The organism is Antarcticibacterium flavum (assembly GCF_006159205.1).
GTDB classification, from domain to species: Bacteria; Bacteroidota; Bacteroidia; order Flavobacteriales; family Flavobacteriaceae; genus Gillisia; species Gillisia flava.
The window spans coordinates 2,780,605-2,798,921 of sequence record NZ_CP040812.1; the positions used below are offsets into that span (position 1 = coordinate 2,780,605).

20 protein-coding genes are annotated in these 18,317 nt (G+C 40.8%); 4 read left to right on the plus strand and 16 right to left on the minus strand.

All coding sequences use genetic code 11. The annotated features are described in order from the left end of the window. Positions 1-115: 115 nt before the first annotated feature. Genes nadA through FHG64_RS12010 form a run of 3 tightly spaced genes read left to right on the plus strand, consistent with a single transcriptional unit; the run spans position 116 to position 3,037 of the window. Positions 116-1,057: a quinolinate synthase NadA gene (gene nadA, locus FHG64_RS12000; RefSeq protein ID WP_139066625.1), complete on the plus strand. Its 942-nt coding sequence runs from the start codon at positions 116-118 to the stop codon at positions 1,055-1,057. A 54-nt stretch (positions 1,058-1,111) separates the two neighbouring features. Then, positions 1,112-2,671 (plus strand): L-aspartate oxidase, encoded by a 1,560-nt coding sequence (gene nadB, locus FHG64_RS12005; protein ID WP_139066626.1) that lies wholly within the window; start codon positions 1,112-1,114, stop codon positions 2,669-2,671. 24 nt (positions 2,672-2,695) lie between these two features. Further along, positions 2,696-3,037, plus strand: coding sequence for a cupin domain-containing protein (locus FHG64_RS12010; RefSeq protein ID WP_139066627.1), 342 nt, complete (start codon positions 2,696-2,698; stop codon positions 3,035-3,037). Between the two features lie 97 nt (positions 3,038-3,134). Here FHG64_RS12010 and FHG64_RS12015 read toward each other — a convergent pair whose 3' ends face one another. Further along, entirely contained in the window at positions 3,135-3,557 is a 423-nt protein-coding gene (locus tag FHG64_RS12015) for a hypothetical protein (protein WP_139066628.1), read from the minus strand. A 198-nt stretch (positions 3,558-3,755) separates the two neighbouring features. Between FHG64_RS12015 and hemN the strand changes: the two genes are divergently transcribed. After that, positions 3,756-5,120 carry an oxygen-independent coproporphyrinogen III oxidase gene (gene hemN, locus FHG64_RS12020; protein WP_139066629.1) on the plus strand — a complete coding sequence of 455 codons (1,365 nt, stop codon included), beginning with the start codon at positions 3,756-3,758 and terminating at the stop codon, positions 5,118-5,120. Positions 5,121-5,475: 355 nt separating this feature from the next. On the opposite strand, the gene FHG64_RS12025 is transcribed toward hemN, so the two are convergent. From FHG64_RS12025 to FHG64_RS12095, 15 genes are all read right to left on the minus strand, one after another. Then, positions 5,476-5,895 carry a hypothetical protein gene (locus FHG64_RS12025; RefSeq protein WP_139066630.1) on the minus strand — a complete coding sequence of 140 codons (420 nt, stop codon included), beginning with the start codon at positions 5,893-5,895 and terminating at the stop codon, positions 5,476-5,478. Next, complete coding sequence (locus tag FHG64_RS12030; RefSeq protein WP_139066631.1) at positions 5,892-6,308, minus strand: GreA/GreB family elongation factor; 417 nt, start codon at positions 6,306-6,308, stop codon at positions 5,892-5,894. Before FHG64_RS12030 ends, FHG64_RS12025 begins: the two co-directional genes overlap by 4 nt. A 167-nt stretch (positions 6,309-6,475) precedes the next feature. Continuing rightward, positions 6,476-7,756 (minus strand): Glu/Leu/Phe/Val family dehydrogenase, encoded by a 1,281-nt coding sequence (locus FHG64_RS12035; RefSeq protein ID WP_139066632.1) that lies wholly within the window; start codon positions 7,754-7,756, stop codon positions 6,476-6,478. Between the two features lie 376 nt (positions 7,757-8,132). Next, positions 8,133-9,458: a sigma-54-dependent transcriptional regulator gene (locus FHG64_RS12040; protein WP_139066633.1), complete on the minus strand. Its 1,326-nt coding sequence runs from the start codon at positions 9,456-9,458 to the stop codon at positions 8,133-8,135. Positions 9,459-9,460: 2 nt separating this feature from the next. Then, positions 9,461-10,558 (minus strand): sensor histidine kinase, encoded by a 1,098-nt coding sequence (locus FHG64_RS12045; RefSeq protein WP_139066634.1) that lies wholly within the window; start codon positions 10,556-10,558, stop codon positions 9,461-9,463. A gap of 194 nt (positions 10,559-10,752) precedes the next feature. Further along, positions 10,753-11,139 (minus strand): group III truncated hemoglobin, encoded by a 387-nt coding sequence (locus FHG64_RS12050; RefSeq protein WP_139066635.1) that lies wholly within the window; start codon positions 11,137-11,139, stop codon positions 10,753-10,755. Positions 11,140-11,212: 73 nt separating this feature from the next. Continuing rightward, entirely contained in the window at positions 11,213-11,509 is a 297-nt protein-coding gene (locus FHG64_RS12055) for a hypothetical protein (RefSeq protein ID WP_139066636.1), read from the minus strand. Positions 11,510-11,645: 136 nt separating this feature from the next. Then, positions 11,646-12,242, minus strand: coding sequence for a Crp/Fnr family transcriptional regulator (locus FHG64_RS12060; RefSeq protein WP_139066637.1), 597 nt, complete (start codon positions 12,240-12,242; stop codon positions 11,646-11,648). Between the two features lie 6 nt (positions 12,243-12,248). Beyond that, entirely contained in the window at positions 12,249-12,548 is a 300-nt protein-coding gene (trxA, locus tag FHG64_RS12065) for a thioredoxin (protein ID WP_139066638.1), read from the minus strand. Between the two features lie 85 nt (positions 12,549-12,633). After that, positions 12,634-13,917 (minus strand): acetyl-CoA hydrolase/transferase family protein, encoded by a 1,284-nt coding sequence (locus tag FHG64_RS12070; RefSeq protein ID WP_139066639.1) that lies wholly within the window; start codon positions 13,915-13,917, stop codon positions 12,634-12,636. 3 nt (positions 13,918-13,920) lie between these two features. Next, positions 13,921-14,499, minus strand: coding sequence for a YceI family protein (locus tag FHG64_RS12075; RefSeq protein WP_168191353.1), 579 nt, complete (start codon positions 14,497-14,499; stop codon positions 13,921-13,923). Positions 14,500-14,714: 215 nt separating this feature from the next. Further along, positions 14,715-16,001, minus strand: coding sequence for a hypothetical protein (locus FHG64_RS12080; protein WP_139066641.1), 1,287 nt, complete (start codon positions 15,999-16,001; stop codon positions 14,715-14,717). 28 nt (positions 16,002-16,029) lie between these two features. Continuing rightward, the gene (locus tag FHG64_RS12085) at positions 16,030-16,620 is read right to left on the minus strand and encodes a YceI family protein (protein WP_139066642.1); all 591 of its coding nucleotides are present in this window, start codon (positions 16,618-16,620) and stop codon (positions 16,030-16,032) included. A gap of 535 nt (positions 16,621-17,155) precedes the next feature. Beyond that, the gene (locus FHG64_RS12090; protein ID WP_139066643.1) at positions 17,156-17,857 is read right to left on the minus strand and encodes a sulfite exporter TauE/SafE family protein; all 702 of its coding nucleotides are present in this window, start codon (positions 17,855-17,857) and stop codon (positions 17,156-17,158) included. Continuing rightward, a complete protein-coding gene (locus FHG64_RS12095) occupies positions 17,857-18,303 on the minus strand; it encodes a FixH family protein (protein ID WP_139066644.1) in 447 nt (148 codons plus the stop codon). Before FHG64_RS12095 ends, FHG64_RS12090 begins: the two co-directional genes overlap by 1 nt. Positions 18,304-18,317 lie beyond the last annotated feature (14 nt).

Below are 18,317 nucleotides of genomic sequence, written 5' to 3' on the forward strand. Positions count from 1 at the left end.
AAAATAAGGGAAGCTATCATTCTACTTTTGTTCTGAAAATTAATGCACCGAAAGATCCTTCGGTACAGTTTGATGTTTTTTGAATTCAGAATTAATCTTTCAAAGATCAAGTAGAATGAGTGTAGTCCAGGAAGAGCTTAGCCTGAAAGACCGGGTCCTTCAGCTTAAAAAAGAAAAGAATGCGGTGATCCTTGCACATTACTACCAGGAACCGGAAATACAGGAGGTGGCAGATTTTATTGGTGACAGCCTGGAGCTGGCGAAGAAAGCCGCTGCAACTACAGCCGATATCATAGTTTTTGCCGGGGTGCATTTTATGGCAGAGACTGCAAAAATCCTGAATCCTACAAAAAAAGTACTTTTGCCGGACCTTAAAGCCGGGTGTTCCCTGGCAGAAAGCTGCCCGCCGGAAGCATTTCAGAAATTAAAGGACCAATATCCCGACCACGTGGTGGTCACGTATATCAACTGCTCTGCAGAGATTAAGGCCATGAGCGATCTTGTATGTACTTCCTCAAACGCAGAGAAGATCATAAATTCGATTCCTGCAGATAGAAAGATCATTTTCGCACCCGATAAGAATCTAGGAAAATACCTTATTGACGTTACCGGCAGGGAGATGCTGCTGTGGGATGGTGCATGTATCGTACACGAGGCATTTTCTCTTGATAAGCTTATAGACCTTTCCATAGAATACCCAAAGGCAAAGATCATTGCCCATCCGGAATCTGAAAGTCATATCCTGCAGGTCGCCAATTATATTGGTTCTACCTCGGGGATGCTTAATTATGTAAAAACAAGTGATTATGACACCTTCATAGTTGCAACAGAAGCGGGGATCCTGCACCAGATGCAGCTGGACGTTCCTCACAAAACCCTCATTCCTGCCCCGGCAAAAGAAGATAATTCCTGTGCCTGCAGTGAATGTGCATTTATGAAGATGAATACCTTAAAGAAACTTTACGATTGCCTGGAAAAGGAAGGGCCTGAGATACGATTGGAGGAAGAACTTATTGAAAAGGCACTGGTTCCTATAAAGCGTATGCTGGAGGTTTAAAAATTAAAAAGAGATGATGAGGTGGATAATACGTTCCACAAAAAAATATAACCTATGAATACAGATGTTCTTGTAATAGGATCTGGCATCGCCGGATTGTCCTTTGCCATAAAAACAGCCATCGCCCGGCCCGATGCTGCGGTGGTAGTGCTCACTAAAAGCAGTAGTGATGTATGCAGTTCTTCCCGCGCCCAGGGAGGTATCGCAGTGGTACTGGACAGGGTGCGTGACAGTTTTGAACAACACATAGAAGACACGATGAAGGCGGGCAGAGGGGTGAATGATCCGTATATAGTTGAAATGGTAATTTCGCAGGCGCCGGAAAGGCTGCAGGAGCTTATTGACTGGGGTACCAGTTTTGATGCAAATGAATTGGGAGAACTTGAACTCGGGCTGGAAGGTGGCCACTCCCAAAAGCGAATAGTACACCACCGGGACCTTACCGGAAAAGAAATGGTTACTAAACTTCTTCAAAAAGCAGCTTCCCTGGAAAATATCACTTTTTACGATCATTATTTTGTTACAGACCTGCTTCTGAATAAAACCGGGACAAAATCGACCTGCGTCGGGGTAGAAGCACTCGATAACAACAGCGGTAAGTTGATAGATATAAATTCCAGGATCACCTATCTCGCAACAGGAGGAAGCGGAAGGATCTTCAGCAATACCACCAATCCTTCCGTTGCTACGGGAGACGGGGTTGCGATGGCGATGCGTGCAGGAGCGAAGGTCTCCGGAATGAATTATATACAATTTCATCCCACTGCTCTATACTCCAAAGATTCCCATGCGCTGTTCCTTATTTCTGAAGCAGTGAGAGGTTATGGAGCCCATCTGGTGAATCACGAGGGAAAACGATTTGTATTCAAATATGATCCCCGTGGAGAATTGGCAACCCGGGATATAGTTTCTGAAGCTATAGCTGAAGAGTTAAAAGCGACTGGGGAAGAGTATGTTTTTTTGGATTGCAGGCACCTGGATGAGAGTTCATTTAAAGAACATTTTCCTACCATAGTACAACATTGTACCTCTGTAGGGCTAGATGTGATGACCGATCTTATTCCTGTTGTTCCTGCCGCCCACTACCAATGTGGAGGAATAGAGGTAAACGAATTTTCCAGGACATCTATCGGCAATCTTTATGCTGCAGGGGAATGTGCGCAAACCGGCCTGCATGGTTCAAACCGGCTGGCTTCCAACTCCCTTCTGGAGGCACTGGTATTCTCCCACCAGGCTGCCGGGGTGGTGGTAAGGGAGCTTAATTTTATTCCTTCGCCTAAAACGGGTGAGGAGGAAAAGGTACTTGTAAAAGGCTTTGGAGCCGATAAGTTTACACTGCAGGAAATAAGGAGTAGTCTTAATAAATTAATGACATACGGCCTGCTGCATGCATCAGGAGTGAACGAGAAAGAGAGGGCGCTGGATAATATAAAAGCTTTACAAACCAAATTGAATATGTTCCCTCATAGCGGGAATTTGGCTTATTTTGAATTAAAGAACATGCTGCAGGCTGCACAGCTTATTGTGGAACAGGCAGTAGAAGCATCTGTAACCCGGAGCTATGGGGAGACCATGAAATCCTTTCGTAAATTATCCATTCCAGAACCGGCTTAATAATTAACTCATAAATAATAGGATATGAAATTAGCATCGCTTACTAAAGACCTTGAATATAACGAGAATAAACCTGCAGTAAAAGTATTAATGGATACAGACAGCAGCAGGGAGATTCGAATTACAATGAAAAAAGGGCAGGTTATGAAAGAGCATAAGACTCCTTTTCCAATTGTGGTAGAGATCTTTGAAGGTGAAATAAAATTTGGAGTCAAAGGAGAAAGCCATTTTCTTGTTAAAGGCGATCTTGTTCAGCTTGATGGCGATGTGCCGCACGACCTGGAAGCCCAGGCCGATAGTACCGTAAGGCTTACATTGTCCAAATTTGATACCGCAGAGCGTGTAAAAGGGGTGGCAAACTCGTAGTTAATTGCCTGCCGGCTTATGCAAGTTGGATAGTTTGATCTCCTTAAGAACCCGGGTGCAGTAACCTGGAAGAAATTTATATTGAAAAGATCCTTACTTACCAGGGGGAAATTGCCATTTGGTAGGTGAGGGCAAAGATCAACACCCCGGCAACCACGATCCCTGCAGGTATAAGGACAGAGAGAGTTTTGTTATGCGGATTTATTTCATCAATTGACCCCTCCTCCAGCTTTATTTTAACCTGATTGTCGGGTAAATTTCCGGGTACGATATCATTTGCAAAATGCCGTGCAGGTCTTGAATTTTTAAAAGCGATCCCGTAGATACCGGTTTCATCTTTTTCAAGTCTCCTAAAGGAATACTGTTTTTGAGTCGCGGTTTTGATCCTCACCTTTTTTTGCGATTCAACAGCCTCCGCCACACTTATATCAGCTGAACGGTAAACGGTACAGCTGTGGTTTAAAAGACCCAGGCAAAGTACGCAAAATATGACTTTGAATAACCTAAACCCAGTTTCCATAATTTTGAGTTTTGAGATGGCCGGGGAGTTATAATTAAAGATAAATAAAAATTCTTAGTGGTTGATTTTTAGGTTAATATAAATTTAAGCCGTGTCTTAATACTAAGTGCTTTTAACGTTTTTATAGCCTGTTTAATGATCCATATCATATTATAGAGGTGAGGGCATTAGTATTTTTGCTTCATAAATTGAAATACTATGAATGAAAATTTGATCCAGAAGTACAATGTTGCAGGTCCAAGATACACGAGTTATCCTACGGTGCCATATTGGAATACCGGTCATTTTTCAGTTGAAAAATATAAGGAAAGACTGGTGGATTCTTTTGCTGCCAGTAACAGCGAAGAAGGAATTAGCCTTTATATCCATCTGCCGTTTTGCGAAAGCCTTTGCACCTTCTGTGGGTGTAATAAACGTATAACCAAAAGGCACGAGGTGGAATCTCCATATATCACCGCTGTTTTAAAGGAGTGGGATCTATATACATCAATATTCAGTGAACGGCCATTAATAAGGGAGATACATCTTGGCGGGGGTACCCCCACATTTTTCTCTCCCGAAAATCTAAAAATGCTTATAGATGGTCTCTTCAAAAAAGCCGACAGGGCCAAAGATCACGATTTCAGTTTTGAAGGACATCCCAATAACACCAAAATAGAGCACCTGCAGGTGCTGAATGAGCTTGGGTTCACCCGCGTGAGCTATGGCGTGCAGGATTATAACCTGGAGGTGCAGCTGGCAATTCACAGGTTTCAGCCTTTTAAAAATGTAAAAGATGCTACAGATAATGCCCGAAAAGCAGGCTATACCTCTGTAGGACATGATATCATATTTGGTTTACCCTTTCAAACGGTGGAACATATTCGTACCACGATAGCCAAAACTAAAGAGCTGATGCCGGACAGGATCGCCTTTTACAGCTATGCGCACGTGCCGTGGATCAAAGGAAACGGGCAACGTGGCTTTAAAGATACCGACCTTCCAAGTGCAGATGTAAAGCGTGAAATGTACGAAACAGGGAAGCAACTCCTTGCAGAAGCCGGTTATGTGGAAATAGGAATGGACCACTTTGCCCTAAAATCGGACTCGCTATATAAAGCGGTAGAGGAAAAGAAACTTCATCGCAATTTTATGGGCTATACCACTTCAAAAACTAAAGTTATGATAGGCCTTGGGGTATCTGCAATTAGTGACAGCTGGACAGGATTTGCACAAAATGAGAAAAAGATAGAGGATTATTATGACAGGCTGGAAGCAAATGAATTACCGCTCTACCGTGGCCATATTTTAACTGAAGAGGATGAGGTAATACGCCAACATATCCTCAATCTTATGTGCAGGCTTACCACTTCCTGGGAGGATGATAAACTAAAATTCCCCGAAATACCAGATGTGCTTATTAAGCTGAAGGAAATGGAAGCAGATGGCCTGGTAGTCATTAAAGATAAAGGGATAGATATCACTGAGGAAGGACGCCCCTATGTGAGGAATGTATGTATGGCTCTGGACCTGCTCCTGCAAAGGAATCAGCCGGATACGCAATTGTTCTCAATGACAATATAAAAAATGCCACCCCGGTAAAATTGGGGTGGCTGGTTAAACAATGAAAGGCAATTTAAAATATTCTTAGACTTTTTTAAGCTTTCTTTTCTTCATCCTTTTTTCTTCCTGTTTCTTAAGTGCTTTTTCCTGTTTTCTGGCTTTTAGCTCCTTTTTAATTTCAGAGGGGCTTTTTTTATTGATCATTTTAATTTTAATTAGGATTCGACATTTCTCAACATTCTTTGCAGAATAATCCTAATGAAATAAGCTTAACGGGTTTTGTTTGATAAAGCTATAGGATTATTTTCCAGCACCCCCGCAGGTGCTTTTAAATTCAGGAAGATCTTATTGCTTGACATTTTTCTTGATTTTAAGTTTAAAGGAATTTTTTTATACCCGTTTTCATATAGGAATAGATCAGGTTCTTCACATACCTGTTCTTATGAAAGTGATTTTCCATATCAACTTTAAATTGTTGATAATTGTTGAGGTAATAGGTGTCACATTGAACATCATCACATTCCATCATCCCCTCAAGTTCATTGTAAAATACCAGGATCCTGTCCAGGCAGCTTGTATTGGATTTGTCCAGGCTTTCTAGTTCCTGAATAAGGAAATTTATATCCTGCTGGTTTATCTCTGTAACATCAATAAGCTTCGATTTGAACAGCATTGCATAGAACCTGTTTTCCACCTCAATGAGGCTTAGTTCAGATTTCCAGTTATTAACATCTGTACATAAATTTATTCTTTGGATATCCTCATCCTGGTAATGTGGTTTTACTATTTCCTTCATAATTCATTTGCTTTTAAACTCATTGCGGGCTGTCTTACTTTTGTTATTTCAATTGCCTTTTCTCCTGCCGGGAATTGCCACTGGATCTCATCTCCTTCAGCATAACCAAAAAGTGCAAGGCCCATAGGCGCAAGTACAGATATCATATTCTTTCTTATGTCACTTTTATCAGGTGTTACTATTTGATAGGTCTTCTCTACATTAAAGGGTGTCTTAATGGTAACCGTGCTGTTCATTCTCACCACATCAACGGGCATGTCCATATTCCTGACTATCCTGGCATTAAGCAGTTCATTTCTCAATTTTTCTACAGAAAGTTTATAGGTTTGATCCTTGTATTCCTGGGATAATCCAATAAACCTTCTAAGCAATTCATGCTCTTTTTCTTCAATTACTACTACGCCGTATTTCATAATAAAATCTTTTACTAATTTGTTAATTCTGCTTTCATAAATCCCGAATGAAAACCGGAGATCTTCAGGCAGTAATAATTTAGCTGCCCATCAAAGTTTCCTTCATGGAACAAAGTAGTTTACGCTTAATATTGTTGTGGAAACTTCTTTGGGCAGCAGTTAATTATCTATGGGAAAATTCCTCGCTGTACATAAGCTGTTTCAATTCTTGAAATGGCTATGATATAGGCCGCGGTTCTCCAGTCTGTATCCCTTTCTCTCACTTCTCTTTCTACTTTTTTGAAGGCTTCAAAAAGTTTTTTCTCCAGCTTGGCCATCACTTCCTCTAGTTGCCATAACTCTCCATTTCTGTTTTGCAGCCATTCAAAATAACTTCCTATCACCCCACCGCTGTTACAAAGTATATCGGGGATTATAGTAATACCTTTTTCCAACAGGATCCTTTCTCCCTCATTATCTGTAGGCCCGTTGGCACCCTCAGCAACTATCTTTGCTTTTATTTTAAAGGCGTTTTCTGCAGTGATTTGATTTCCTAAAGCTGCAGGAACAAAAATGTCGCAATCCAGTCCAAAGAACTCTTCAGGATCAATTTCCTTTGCTCCTGTAAAGCCCTCGATAGAACCTTTTCTTGGGCTGGAATGAACGAACAGATCATCTACAGAGATTCCTTCTTCATTATACAAAGTAGCATGTGCATCCTGCACAGCAAGTAATATGGCACCGTCTTCTACAAGGAATTTAGAGGTCCAGTAACCTACATTGCCAAATCCCTGCACGATAAAGGTTTGTTTGTTTAAACTTTTTCCGCGACTTTCATATAGGAATTTGATCGTGAGATATACCCCATATCCTGTAGCTCTGTCCCTTCCTTCAAGTCCACCCGAACCTACCGGCTTACCGGTTACTACATGCTGATTCTGCGACCGTTCAGATGTTGATTTGGTGGACATGTAAGTATCTGCTATCCACGCCATCGTTTGAGAATTGGTATTCACATCTGGCGCAGGAATGTCATGTTCCGGCCCAATATTTTCACCAAGAGCATAGGTGAACCTCCGGGTGATACGTTCCAGTTCAGATAGCGAATAATTCCTGGGATCCAGTTGAATTCCGCCTTTAGCTCCCCCGTAAGGCAGCCCGGCAAGAGAAGCTTTCCAGGACATCCACATAGCCAAAGCCTTTGCATCCTCCACGTCTACAGATGGATGATATCTTAGCCCTCCTTTATAAGGCCCCAGGGCATTGTTATGCTGCACACGATATCCTGTGAAAACCTCCACCTCGCCATTGTCCATTTTTACGGGGAAATGTACAATGATCTCATTATTTGTAATTCCAAGGATCTTCCTGATATTGGGATTGAGATTAATGATATTGGCTGTGGCATTAAATTGCTGCATCACCGTTTCATACATTCCTTGTTTTTTCTTTTCTACTAAAGTTGTCATAATTTCTTATTGATAATGTTCACAGTAAATTTTCTTATTTTCCAGCCATACGCAATGCGACTTGTTTTCGCAGGTAATGCATGTTCCTTCCGCTACTGTTTCTTTCTTCGGTACAGGATACAATGTTGGTGCCACCCCCGGGAAGGATTGCGCACGAGAACGTCCTTTATCATAATGTTTTAATTAAGTTTAAAACCCACATTTGCAGGTGATATCATTTAGACAAACTGTGTGCCCTGTGAATTGAAAAAACCGGCTTGTAGCCATAAGATATTGTCATACAGGTAGTTGAGGATGATTTTATTTTCTTCTATGGAAAAGAGGCGGGGAGGAATTACCCGGTAAAGAAAAAACTACCCGGTTGGGACAGGGAATATTATTTAAGTTTTTGACGCAGGGTTTTCCTGTCGATCTGAAGGATCTCAGCAGCTTTTGTTTTGTTATGATCTACGGCTGCAAGGACCTTTTGAATATGGGATTTTTCAAAATCTTTCAGGGATTGCTCCAGAATATTTTCTTTGGGAGCTGGATATTTTAAATATTCGGGAAGGTCTTTTACAGTAATGCTATCTTCGCTCATGATTATCATACGCTGTATAATATTCTCCAGTTCCCGTACGTTTCCCGGCCAGGAATGTCGCATAAGGATCTCCAGGGCCTTGCCGTCTATCTTCATTTCGGGTTTGTTGTATTCCCGGGAGTATTTTTTAAGCAGGTTGGCAGCAATAGGAATGATATCTTTTTTTCTGTCCCTCAATGGAGGGACTTCAATGTTAACGACGTTAAGCCTGTAGAAAAGATCTTCCCGAAAAGTTCCCTTTCCTACCATTTCGTATAAATTGGCGTTGGTTGCGGCGATTATCCTTAGGTTTAACTTTTGTGAAGTTTGAGAGCCAATCCTGCGCACTTCTTTTTCCTGTAATACCCGTAACAACCTTGTTTGAACAGTCGCGGGAGCTGTTCCTATTTCATCAAGAAATATAGTGCCCCTGTTGGCGGCCTGGAAAAATCCGTCCCGGGTTTCGTTTGCACCTGTGAATGCACCTTTCACATACCCAAACAATTCTGCTTCCAGTAAGTTTTCGGGGATAGCTCCACAGTTTACTGCGATAAAAGGATTACCTGCAAAGCTTCCCTTGTAATGGATTGCCCTGGCAACAAGCTCCTTTCCCGTACCGCTTTCTCCCTGTATCAATACAGTTGCCCTGTTGTTCCTTACCCTTTCAATCACATCTATAAGTTGTGCAATTTCCTTCGATTGTCCTACAATGCCGGCATAGACAATACTGTTGGATTCTACTGCACTTTCCTTTGGATGAATTTTAATTTCCCTGTTTTCCAGTGATCTGTCCACGGCCTTTTTTAACTCGGCAGTAGTGAATGGTTTTACAAGATAATCCAGGGCTCCAGACTTAACAGCGTCTATTGCCCCGCCTACAGAAGGAAACCCCGTAATTACCAGTTTCGGGATGTGGGGGAAATGTTCCTCTACATACTTTATCAATTCTATCCCGTTAATTCCCGGCATTTGAAGATCTGTGATCAAAAGGTCTATGGGAGAATACTTCAGGATATTCATTGCTTCAATAACAGATGATGCCTTATAGGTATGAAAATTCCAGCTTTTGAGGTTGCGTTGCAGTACCTCGAGCATATCAAAATTGTCATCTACTATTAGAATATTTTCCTTTTTAAGTGGCATACTTAGTTTGTTAAGGGTAATTGGATTTGGAATATTGTGCCTCCCGATTCCCTATTAATGGCTTTGATATTTCCTTTGTGACTTTTAATGATCCCATGGACCACACTTAACCCTAAACCGGAACCTTCACCCAGGGGTTTGGTGGTGAAAAAGGGTTCAAATATCCTGGATCTTAGACCCTCCGGAATCCCGGGACCTTCGTCACTTATTTCGATAAAAAAGTGATCTTCAAGACTGGTTACCTTAATCTCAATTGTCGAGTTTTTGGGAGAAGCATAGATCGCGTTTATAAGGATATTAAATAGGACCTGACTTAACTGTATGTTATCAAGCCTGGCTTTGAGGTTCTTATCCTCCATTATGAATTTTGGATCTATGCCTGCTTTTTTAAAATTTGGACCCAGAAGGGAGAGAACCTGTCTAATCACCGGCTCAATTTTTATGAGACTCATATTTTGGGGCATTTCGCAGGCAAAGAACATGAGCTTTTTCACCACTTCCCGGGAAAATATTGCCGATTTAATTATCTTGGTAATATCTTCTTTTACCTGCTTATCCCTTGTCCTGGAGGAAATAAGCTCTGCAAAACCAAGAATGTTGCCCAGGGGGGTGTTCAATTCGTGTGCAATACCAGCAGTTATTTCTCCTAAGATCGCGAGCCTGTCTGTACGCTGAGCACTGCGTTGCAATACTTCCTCTCTTTCCTTGTTCAACTCTTTCTCATAAAAAGAACCCAGCTCAAAAGATACCTTGTCCAGGAGTTTTTGCTCTTCCTGCATAAAGTGAGCGGCAGAAAATTCTGCTTTAGGATAATGAACTTTTATAAAGCCAACTATGCTACCTGCCGAATAGATCTTTGCTTCCTGGAAGATAGTTTTGACGGTGAGGTTTGCAGTGGCCATATAGGCTTCAAGTAACTTGATCTCGACAATGGCTGCTGCCGAATATCTCCAGGCCTGTCTTACGATCTCCCCAATTTGCACCAGGGTTTCTTCAAAGGAACCCCGGCGTGACGAGAGACAATGCGAGATATCGTATAGGCAGGTTAATTCCTTAATCCTCTCCTGTAGTTTCTCTTCTGTAGAAATTGTGGAAGGCATATCTATTCATATTAAAAGCTGAAATGCTTCGGCAGAATTAATATGTAAAGATAGTCCAAATTCCGAATTGAAAATCGTGCGCATATGTATTCAGGAAGGGGAGATAGTTGGCAGGTGCCTATTTTATTTAAATTAAAAAGAATACAAGAAGAGGTATATCTCAATACTCAATACTAACTACTCAATACTAACTACTACCTCCCCCTGCTCATATACATATTCATAAAAATATTATGTGCCATATTCCTTGCACGGTTCTTAGCAATATTTGCTCTTTCCCCTTCAAACATTTCATCTATGGTTTGGTACCACATATTTAGCCATTCCCCAAAATGTTTCTGTTCAATGGTATGATCAAAAGTGCGGTCCACCATCTTATGGGCGCGCATAGGGTTACCCTTGAACTTGCTCACCATAAACAGGTTGGATTCCCAAAAATCTGTTAGTTTCTCCAGGTGCTCTGGCCAATCGTGAATCGTTTCATTGAAAAAGGCTCCAATCTCTTTATTGGCTCTCACTTTTGTATAAAATGCAGAAACAAGGGCGAATACATCACCCCTGTTTTGGATATCTTCTTTCATTGCTTCTTATCTCATCTAGAACTCCTCCACGAAAATACCATATTTTCCTGAGGAAGCTTCTTTCGCTGTTTTGTTATAACTGGTATCTAAGGTAGACGTTATAAATTATAAGCAGGGTACTTACAACAAGGCTTATAATAAGGGAATTAAAAACAATTTTTGCTTTAAGTTGAGCAAGGACAGTAGCATTGTAGGTCATACATACCACCACTACAAGGAAAAGTTGCGCCATTTGAAAAACATCGTGACCATTCATAAGAATTACCAGCGCTGCGGCAGATCCTATGCAACTGGAAAGGATCACCGCCAGTGCAGAATATCCAACAAAAAGTTCCTCAAAATCCTGATATAATAAATTGTAAAGTTTCATAGCAATAAGATTTATATTACGATGTAAACTTACTTATAGAAGGAAAGAAGAATTATGACCGGGATCATAAAACGGTAAATTGGGAAAGATCTTTTGAGGGCAAAATATTAAATATGAAGTGATTATGATCAGGTTTTTACCGGTATACCTTACGGCTCTTGATCTTTAGTTCTCCCTTTTTTTCCAGGGCTTTGGTAGCTCTTATGACTGTTTCTACCCGTAAACCGGTAAGATCGGCAATTTGCTGCCGGGTAAGGTCCACTTTGAATTCAAATTCCCCTTCTATTCTATGCACATGTTTCTTAAGGTAATCCAATATGCGAAGTATGCGATGTTCAGGTTCCTGGCTAGAAATTTCAGAAACCATAATGGCTTTGTAGAATAGCCTCTTGGCCAGGGTTTGGGTCATTTTTAAATGCACATCGGGATGAGAGGTAAGCAGTTCCAGGAATTGGGATTTATGAAGCTGTAAAACTTCACTGTCTATAATCGCCTCGGCATTGGCAGGATATTTTACATCGGCAAAAAGTGGTGGCTCTCCAAAGCTTTGTCCTTCCCTGAATATACCTTGTATGAACTCCTTTCCATCCAGGTTGTAGTTGTTCATTTTAACCTCTCCGGTTGCTACCTGGTAATAATTTAGAGCTGTTTCTCCTTCCCTGAATAGTTGGTCCCCTTTCGCATAAGCGATCTTTTTGGCACCAAAATCCAGTAACAGGTTTTCTGCGATCATCTTTTATTATTGGTGGGATTTTATAAGATCTACGATCTGGGCCTTTTGCAATACCCCAGATTGTCGCCATAGTTGTTCCCCATTCTTAAAAAGAATAAGTGTTGGCACACCTCTTACCTGGTATTTCGCAGCCAAAGCCTCGTTTTTATCTACATCAATTTTTACGATCTTTACAGCGTCTCCCAGCTCTTCCTTGGCATCTTTAAGAATAGGGGCCAGCATCTTACACGGTCCACACCAGTCGGCAAAGAAATCTACCAGCACCGGCTTGTCCTCCTTGATGATTTCGCTAAAATTACTTTTCATATCCTGTTGTTTTAATAAGATCTAATCTAATTAAAATCCTGCTTACGACCTTAATTAATAACTTATACTTAAGTTAAGGTGTCATCTAAACAGGTTTATATAGCCTTTCAAAAGTTTCCTTTTCCAATTGTTCCCGGTGGTCTGGATGAGCAATAGAGATTAGGGCCTTTGCCCGCTGTTTCAGGTTTTTGCCGTACAAATTCACTATCCCATATTCTGTTGCTATATAATGAACATGGGCCCTGGTGGTGGTTACCCCTGCACCTTCCTTGAGGTAAGGGACGATCTTTGAAATACCTTTATTGGTGACAGAAGGCATGGCAATAATTGCTTTACCACCTTCAGATAAGGAGGCACCTCTAATAAAATCCATTTGCCCTCCCACGCCGCTATATTGGTATTTTCCAATTGTATCTGCACACACCTGTCCCGTAAGATCTATTTCTATAGCTGAATTGATTGCGGTCACCTTTGGATTCCTCCTTATAATGGCAGTGTCGTTTGTATAAGCAGCTTCTTTAAAATGCACCAGCGGATTGTCATTTACAAAATCATAGAGCTTTTGTGAACCCAGCGCGAAGGTGGTTACGATCTTACCTGTCTTTACTTCCTTGTCCTCTCCCGTTATCACCCCCGCCTCTACCAGTGGCAGGATCCCGTCTGAAAACATTTCGGTATGAATTCCCAGCCTTTTGTGATTCATAAGGTTGCTTAGAACCACATTTGGGATTCCACCTATACCCATTTGAAGAGTTGCTCCATCTTCTACCAGTGCGGCTATATGTTTGCCAATTTGAAGTTCCACCTCTGTAGGCGTGGTGAGGCTATGACTATGAATAGCCTCATTTACTTCGACGGCAAAATCTATTTTGCTGCTGTGAATGATCCCGTCCCCGTGCGTACGCGGCACGTTGGGATTTATTTGGGCTATCACCATTTTTGCAGTTTGGATTGCAGGTAAAGTGATATCTACAGAAACTCCCAAAGAGCAATAGCCGTGATGGTCCGGTGGGGAAACCTGGATGAATGCCACATCTATTGGAAGAATGTTTTTTCTGAACAGTAAATGGATCTCACTTAAGAATATTGGTATATAAGCCCCAAAACCTGAATTTACAGAATTTCTAACATTGCCTCCCACAAAACAGGTGTTGGTGGTAAAAGCTTCATTGTAAGGTGAAGTAGTATAGGGCGCATCACCTTCTGTATGGATCTGGAACATTTCCACATCACTTAATTCCCGGTAACGGTCGCATAAACTGTTGATCAGGGTGTTGGGGGTCATTGCCGCACCCTGTAAAAAGATACGCTGGCCAGAATTGACATGGGAGACAGCTTCCTGTGCAGTAACTATTTTAAGTGTGCTCATATCTTATTTTTCTACGTTAAGATTGAAATTAATGTCAATATCTTCTTTAACGACAATCAATCCAAACATTTTTTTAGGAGGTTCCAGGTTGAAATCATTGATGTTCAGGGAAAGATTTCCTTTATATTGCGGGATCTCCCCATCTATGATCTCTACGGGAAGTTTATAGTTCTTTTTCTTGCCGGCAATGGTGATAAGAACATCGGCTACGGCACTTTTATCGGTAATCATCTTAAGCTTCTTAAGCTCCAGGAAAATAGAAGGGTACTCCTCTGTTTTGATAAGGGCGTGAAAATCCCTGTTTATCCCTTTGCTTCCGCAGTCAAAACCTGTGTTATCCAATGAAAGAATAGCATTTTCAAAGATAAGTACATCCTGCTTCTCGGTCACTTTTACCTTTTTGGCTGAAGGGATCATAGTAGGATCAAAAGCACATGTGAAATCGCTTATATTGGTATCTCCTGTAATAGTAAGTTTACTGTTGGGCAGGATATTAACCGAAGTGTTCCTGCTGCTGGTATTTTGCGCAAATCCCATTGTGAAAGCGAGGAGCATAAAAGAATAAAGTAGTAAAGTTCTCATAGCAAACATTTTTATCTGGTTTCCCGAAACAGCCTTTTTTAGGATATTGGGTGAGAAATCATAATCAATCTCTTTACTGTTATAATAGCATAACCTGTTCCAAATTATGCATATAATTTTTAATTTTCATTGAACCTGATGAAGATCATCTGGTTAATTTAAATTGAAAATGGGAGAACCTTCGTCCTCCCATTCCAATTTATTTAAGGTCCACCTTAGAAGCTTATCGCTGCTTCAACCATTATTCCATCAAATTGACCTCCGTGGAATCTGCTGTTTGGACGGAAACCATCATACTGCTGGTTCACATATTCAATTTTAGTAAGGATGTTTTTAGTCATAAACCAACCTGCGGAAACCTGCACTCTGTTGATGTCAATCTCTACACCACTTGGGTCATCACCATTTACAGTGTTATAACGTCCTCCCACGTAGAAGTTCTCATCCATCCCGAAGCGGTAGATCAATTCACCAGACATTTGAGTGAAAGAGCGGTCTGAAGTCTCGTTAGAACGTTTACCACTTGCGATTTCATAAGTACCAAAGAACTCAAGGCCACCGAATTTCACGAACGGGTTTATCATAAAGGCTGTCATCTCATTTCCAAAATTAGGGTTGTATCGTCCAGATCTAAAACCATGTACACCCGGCAATTCCATTACTTCATAATATCTTGATCCAGCACGATCAGCACTATATAAGTAAGTCGTAGGCACCTGGCTAGTGTGATATACAGAACCTGTTAATCTAAATCTAAGATCATCCGGACTTGCGAAGTCAAAGTTGTCATATCCAACTTTCCCTAACCAGGATACACCTGCAGCAGACGGATTTGTAACACTTTGGTTTAATTTACCGTTTGTAGCACCTCCCATTAAAAGGAATCCGCTGTGTCTGTAATAAATTTCTGCTCCTACCTCTGTTGTAAAAGAATCCATTATAAGGTTACCAACAAATGGGTTGTAAATAGCCTGCGCATTGTCTGTTCTTCTAAAGTGCGCATCACCATAATTATTTTCCATATGTCCAATCTTTACTGTTACGTGGTTCATTACATCCTGCATAAAGCCGGGTGCAATAAAGTCAAGAGCATCAATTTGAATATAACCATCCTTTACATAAGGCTCCGGGTGGTGACGTGAAGAAAGATAGGTTCTTAAGTGCATTCTCACACCGCTGAATAATTGTACATCAAGATCCAGGTTGGCTGTAGGAAGGTTAAAGTTGCTTCCTATTTCTGCAAGTCCCTGAGGATTTCCATCTGCATCTGTCCATTGACCGGTAGTTTGATGGCTTAAGCTTTGGAACTGGATAGTAGATGCTCCACCTACTCTTACCCTAACACCATCAAATGTGCTTATGGTATCTTTTGGGGCCTCAAACATATGGATGCCGCGTTGGTCAAGTGGCCTGAAGTTATCAAGGTCACGTTGTTGCGCCTGTACCTGGAAGCCAAACAGTACTAAGAGTACTATGCCGAAATATTTAACTGAGTTTTTCATTGTGATTGATTTAATTGTTGAGGATTATTTATTTTGAAAAAGTTGTTTGAAATTTTACGTTTACTTTATCACCTGTGGTGATGGTACCAAACATTGCTGTTGGTGGATCTACTTTATAGTCGGTCATTTTAAGCTCCTGGCTTCCTGTCAAAGTGATCTTATCACCGCTAACTTTAGCATCAAATGTGATGTCAATTGGCCTGGAAGATCCCGCGATGTTTAAGGTGCCGCTGGTGACAACTTTGCAGCTTCCGGAACTTACACAGTCAATATTATTCACTTTATTCAATTTGTAAGTGATGTTCTTGTTCTTGTCTGTCTTTAAAGCCTTATATGTATTTTTATCCATTCCAGATTTACCACTCTTAAGACTCTCTGCAACCACAGTGAATTCAAGCTGACTAATTTTTACCAGTTGTCCATTATCAAGCTCGGCAACCAATTTTCCTTTTTGGTCTTTTGCTTCGATCTCCCAGTCGTGAACATTGGATGTTCCTTCTATTTTCAAATTGGAAGCGCTATTGTTCAAATTATAAGTTTGGGCTATAGAAATTTGAGTAGTAACTACCATCATCAATATGCTCCCGAGTACCAGTTTTAAATTTTTTAAAGTGTTCATGATCTACGTTTTTAATTTGAAGTAAAATTACTGTAGAAGTAGGGTAGTAATTATGACGGCTATCAGGTTTTGGGACATTTTCTGTAAAAAGAAAAGCCGTAAATACTGCGGCTTCCGGGAAAAATCTAACTACAACGTTTTCATTAAAGGGTTTTAGAATTTCACTCTTATATATGTGTATTTAATTTTATCCTGATACTGAAAAAAGTCAATTATAAATTGAAAGAGCTGGATTACGTTAAATAGTGGTCCTTCTCCTGCATAAGCTATTATAAGGCAACAGGTTGGGTCAATCCTTTGCCAGAACCCTTACGTTTTGATTTGGTTTTTCATTTCTTTTTCTTACAAATAACGACCAGAGGGAGAGGATTCCAGCAAAAAAGTAAAGACGGTTCTATTAGATAAAGTCAAACTCGCTTCCAAAATATATTATATAAAAAAAACGTCAATGGGAATGGTTCAGGAATAATTTGCGGAGGCAACTTTGATAAATAAATCTAACTCCAAGTAATATTAAGAGAAAACGGAAAGGATGTTAATGGCAGGAAGCAGCTGCAGTAACAAGATCCACTGCCGGGGCAGGAGAGACATAGGGAATTCCAAGGCCAAGGCCACGCAGAATGAATAATACTCCTATAAGTACCACAAAGACGGGAATTAATTTTCTAATGCGCAGGCGCAGAGAGGGAGTAAGTAGATTGCTGAAGTATACTGCGGTTGTCATTAAGGGAATAGTTCCAATACCAAACAGTAACATGTAAATACTTCCCTGCATTATATCTCCCGATGCTATTGCACCAAAAACAGCCATATACACCAGGCCGCAGGGTAGAAATCCATTCAGGAAGCCAATGCTAAGGAAAGTGTCGGCCGATTCTCTTTTGAAAGCAGCTCCCATAGAGGACTTTATCCTTCCTATGAACATCGTAAGAGGACCTGCAAAATTTAATTTATGTACTCCCAGTAGAGGGAGTAGGATTATAAGGATCATTAATGCGCCAATAAATATGGATAACTGCTGTTGTAGTCCAAACAGGTTAAGGCTTTTCCCCACCATTCCAAAAGCGAGTCCAATAATACTGTATGCCAGCAGCCTGCCGGCATGATATAAAGAAATTTGAAATATCTTTTTAAGCTTATTGTCCCTGGAAACAGGTAACATAAAAGCAATAGGCCCGCACATGCCCACGCAGTGAAAACTTCCAAGTAAACCTAAAAGGAGGGCGGTGTAAAACATTAGAATGTCAATTCTTTTTTGAAGTAATAAGATTCACTGCCGTAGGTCCAGTTAATTTCAATATTCCAGCGACCGGTTTCGAGGTGACGTGCTGGAATTAATACCTTGTGTGCTTTGAGATCTACAGGGATCGTGAAATCCTGTTCCTTATTGGAAGGCCGGTATAAATTGATATTGCCTTTAATGTCATTAAGATCCAGATCCTGAGGAAAATTTATGATTATACCTTCATCTGTGTTTTCAACCCCAATGTTGGTTGTGAGATTCTTAGCATTTGTTTCCCTGTCCAGCTGGTCCTGGAAGGTCAATTCCTGTTTGTAATATTCCTCTGTAACCAGGTCGTGGTTAAATTCCTGATTCGTTGTCATGGTTATCACCAGGTAAAGAATAAAGGCCATAAAGCTCATAATGGCTATAACGATAGATGTACCCCAGTTAATTTTCATTTTTTTATTTATAA

What these genes read in the sequence shown, in the direction of transcription:
- nadA (WP_139066625.1), top strand. Translation starts at nt 116, where the DNA reads ATGAGTGTAGTCCAGGAAGAGCTTAGCCTGAAAGACCGGGTCCTTCAG.
- nadB (WP_139066626.1), top strand. Translation starts at nt 1,112, where the DNA reads ATGAATACAGATGTTCTTGTAATAGGATCTGGCATCGCCGGATTGTCC.
- FHG64_RS12010 (WP_139066627.1), top strand. Translation starts at nt 2,696, where the DNA reads ATGAAATTAGCATCGCTTACTAAAGACCTTGAATATAACGAGAATAAA.
- FHG64_RS12015 (WP_139066628.1), bottom strand. Translation starts at nt 3,557, where the DNA reads ATGGAAACTGGGTTTAGGTTATTCAAAGTCATATTTTGCGTACTTTGC.
- hemN (WP_139066629.1), top strand. Translation starts at nt 3,756, where the DNA reads ATGAATGAAAATTTGATCCAGAAGTACAATGTTGCAGGTCCAAGATAC.
- FHG64_RS12025 (WP_139066630.1), bottom strand. Translation starts at nt 5,895, where the DNA reads ATGAAGGAAATAGTAAAACCACATTACCAGGATGAGGATATCCAAAGA.
- FHG64_RS12030 (WP_139066631.1), bottom strand. Translation starts at nt 6,308, where the DNA reads ATGAAATACGGCGTAGTAGTAATTGAAGAAAAAGAGCATGAATTGCTT.
- FHG64_RS12035 (WP_139066632.1), bottom strand. Translation starts at nt 7,756, where the DNA reads ATGACAACTTTAGTAGAAAAGAAAAAACAAGGAATGTATGAAACGGTG.
- FHG64_RS12040 (WP_139066633.1), bottom strand. Translation starts at nt 9,458, where the DNA reads ATGCCACTTAAAAAGGAAAATATTCTAATAGTAGATGACAATTTTGAT.
- FHG64_RS12045 (WP_139066634.1), bottom strand. Translation starts at nt 10,558, where the DNA reads ATGCCTTCCACAATTTCTACAGAAGAGAAACTACAGGAGAGGATTAAG.
- FHG64_RS12050 (WP_139066635.1), bottom strand. Translation starts at nt 11,139, where the DNA reads ATGAAAGAAGATATCCAAAACAGGGGTGATGTATTCGCCCTTGTTTCT.
- FHG64_RS12055 (WP_139066636.1), bottom strand. Translation starts at nt 11,509, where the DNA reads ATGAAACTTTACAATTTATTATATCAGGATTTTGAGGAACTTTTTGTT.
- FHG64_RS12060 (WP_139066637.1), bottom strand. Translation starts at nt 12,242, where the DNA reads ATGATCGCAGAAAACCTGTTACTGGATTTTGGTGCCAAAAAGATCGCT.
- trxA (WP_139066638.1), bottom strand. Translation starts at nt 12,548, where the DNA reads ATGAAAAGTAATTTTAGCGAAATCATCAAGGAGGACAAGCCGGTGCTG.
- FHG64_RS12070 (WP_139066639.1), bottom strand. Translation starts at nt 13,917, where the DNA reads ATGAGCACACTTAAAATAGTTACTGCACAGGAAGCTGTCTCCCATGTC.
- FHG64_RS12075 (WP_168191353.1), bottom strand. Translation starts at nt 14,499, where the DNA reads ATGAGAACTTTACTACTTTATTCTTTTATGCTCCTCGCTTTCACAATG.
- FHG64_RS12080 (WP_139066641.1), bottom strand. Translation starts at nt 16,001, where the DNA reads ATGAAAAACTCAGTTAAATATTTCGGCATAGTACTCTTAGTACTGTTT.
- FHG64_RS12085 (WP_139066642.1), bottom strand. Translation starts at nt 16,620, where the DNA reads ATGAACACTTTAAAAAATTTAAAACTGGTACTCGGGAGCATATTGATG.
- FHG64_RS12090 (WP_139066643.1), bottom strand. Translation starts at nt 17,857, where the DNA reads ATGTTTTACACCGCCCTCCTTTTAGGTTTACTTGGAAGTTTTCACTGC.
- FHG64_RS12095 (WP_139066644.1), bottom strand. Translation starts at nt 18,303, where the DNA reads ATGAAAATTAACTGGGGTACATCTATCGTTATAGCCATTATGAGCTTT.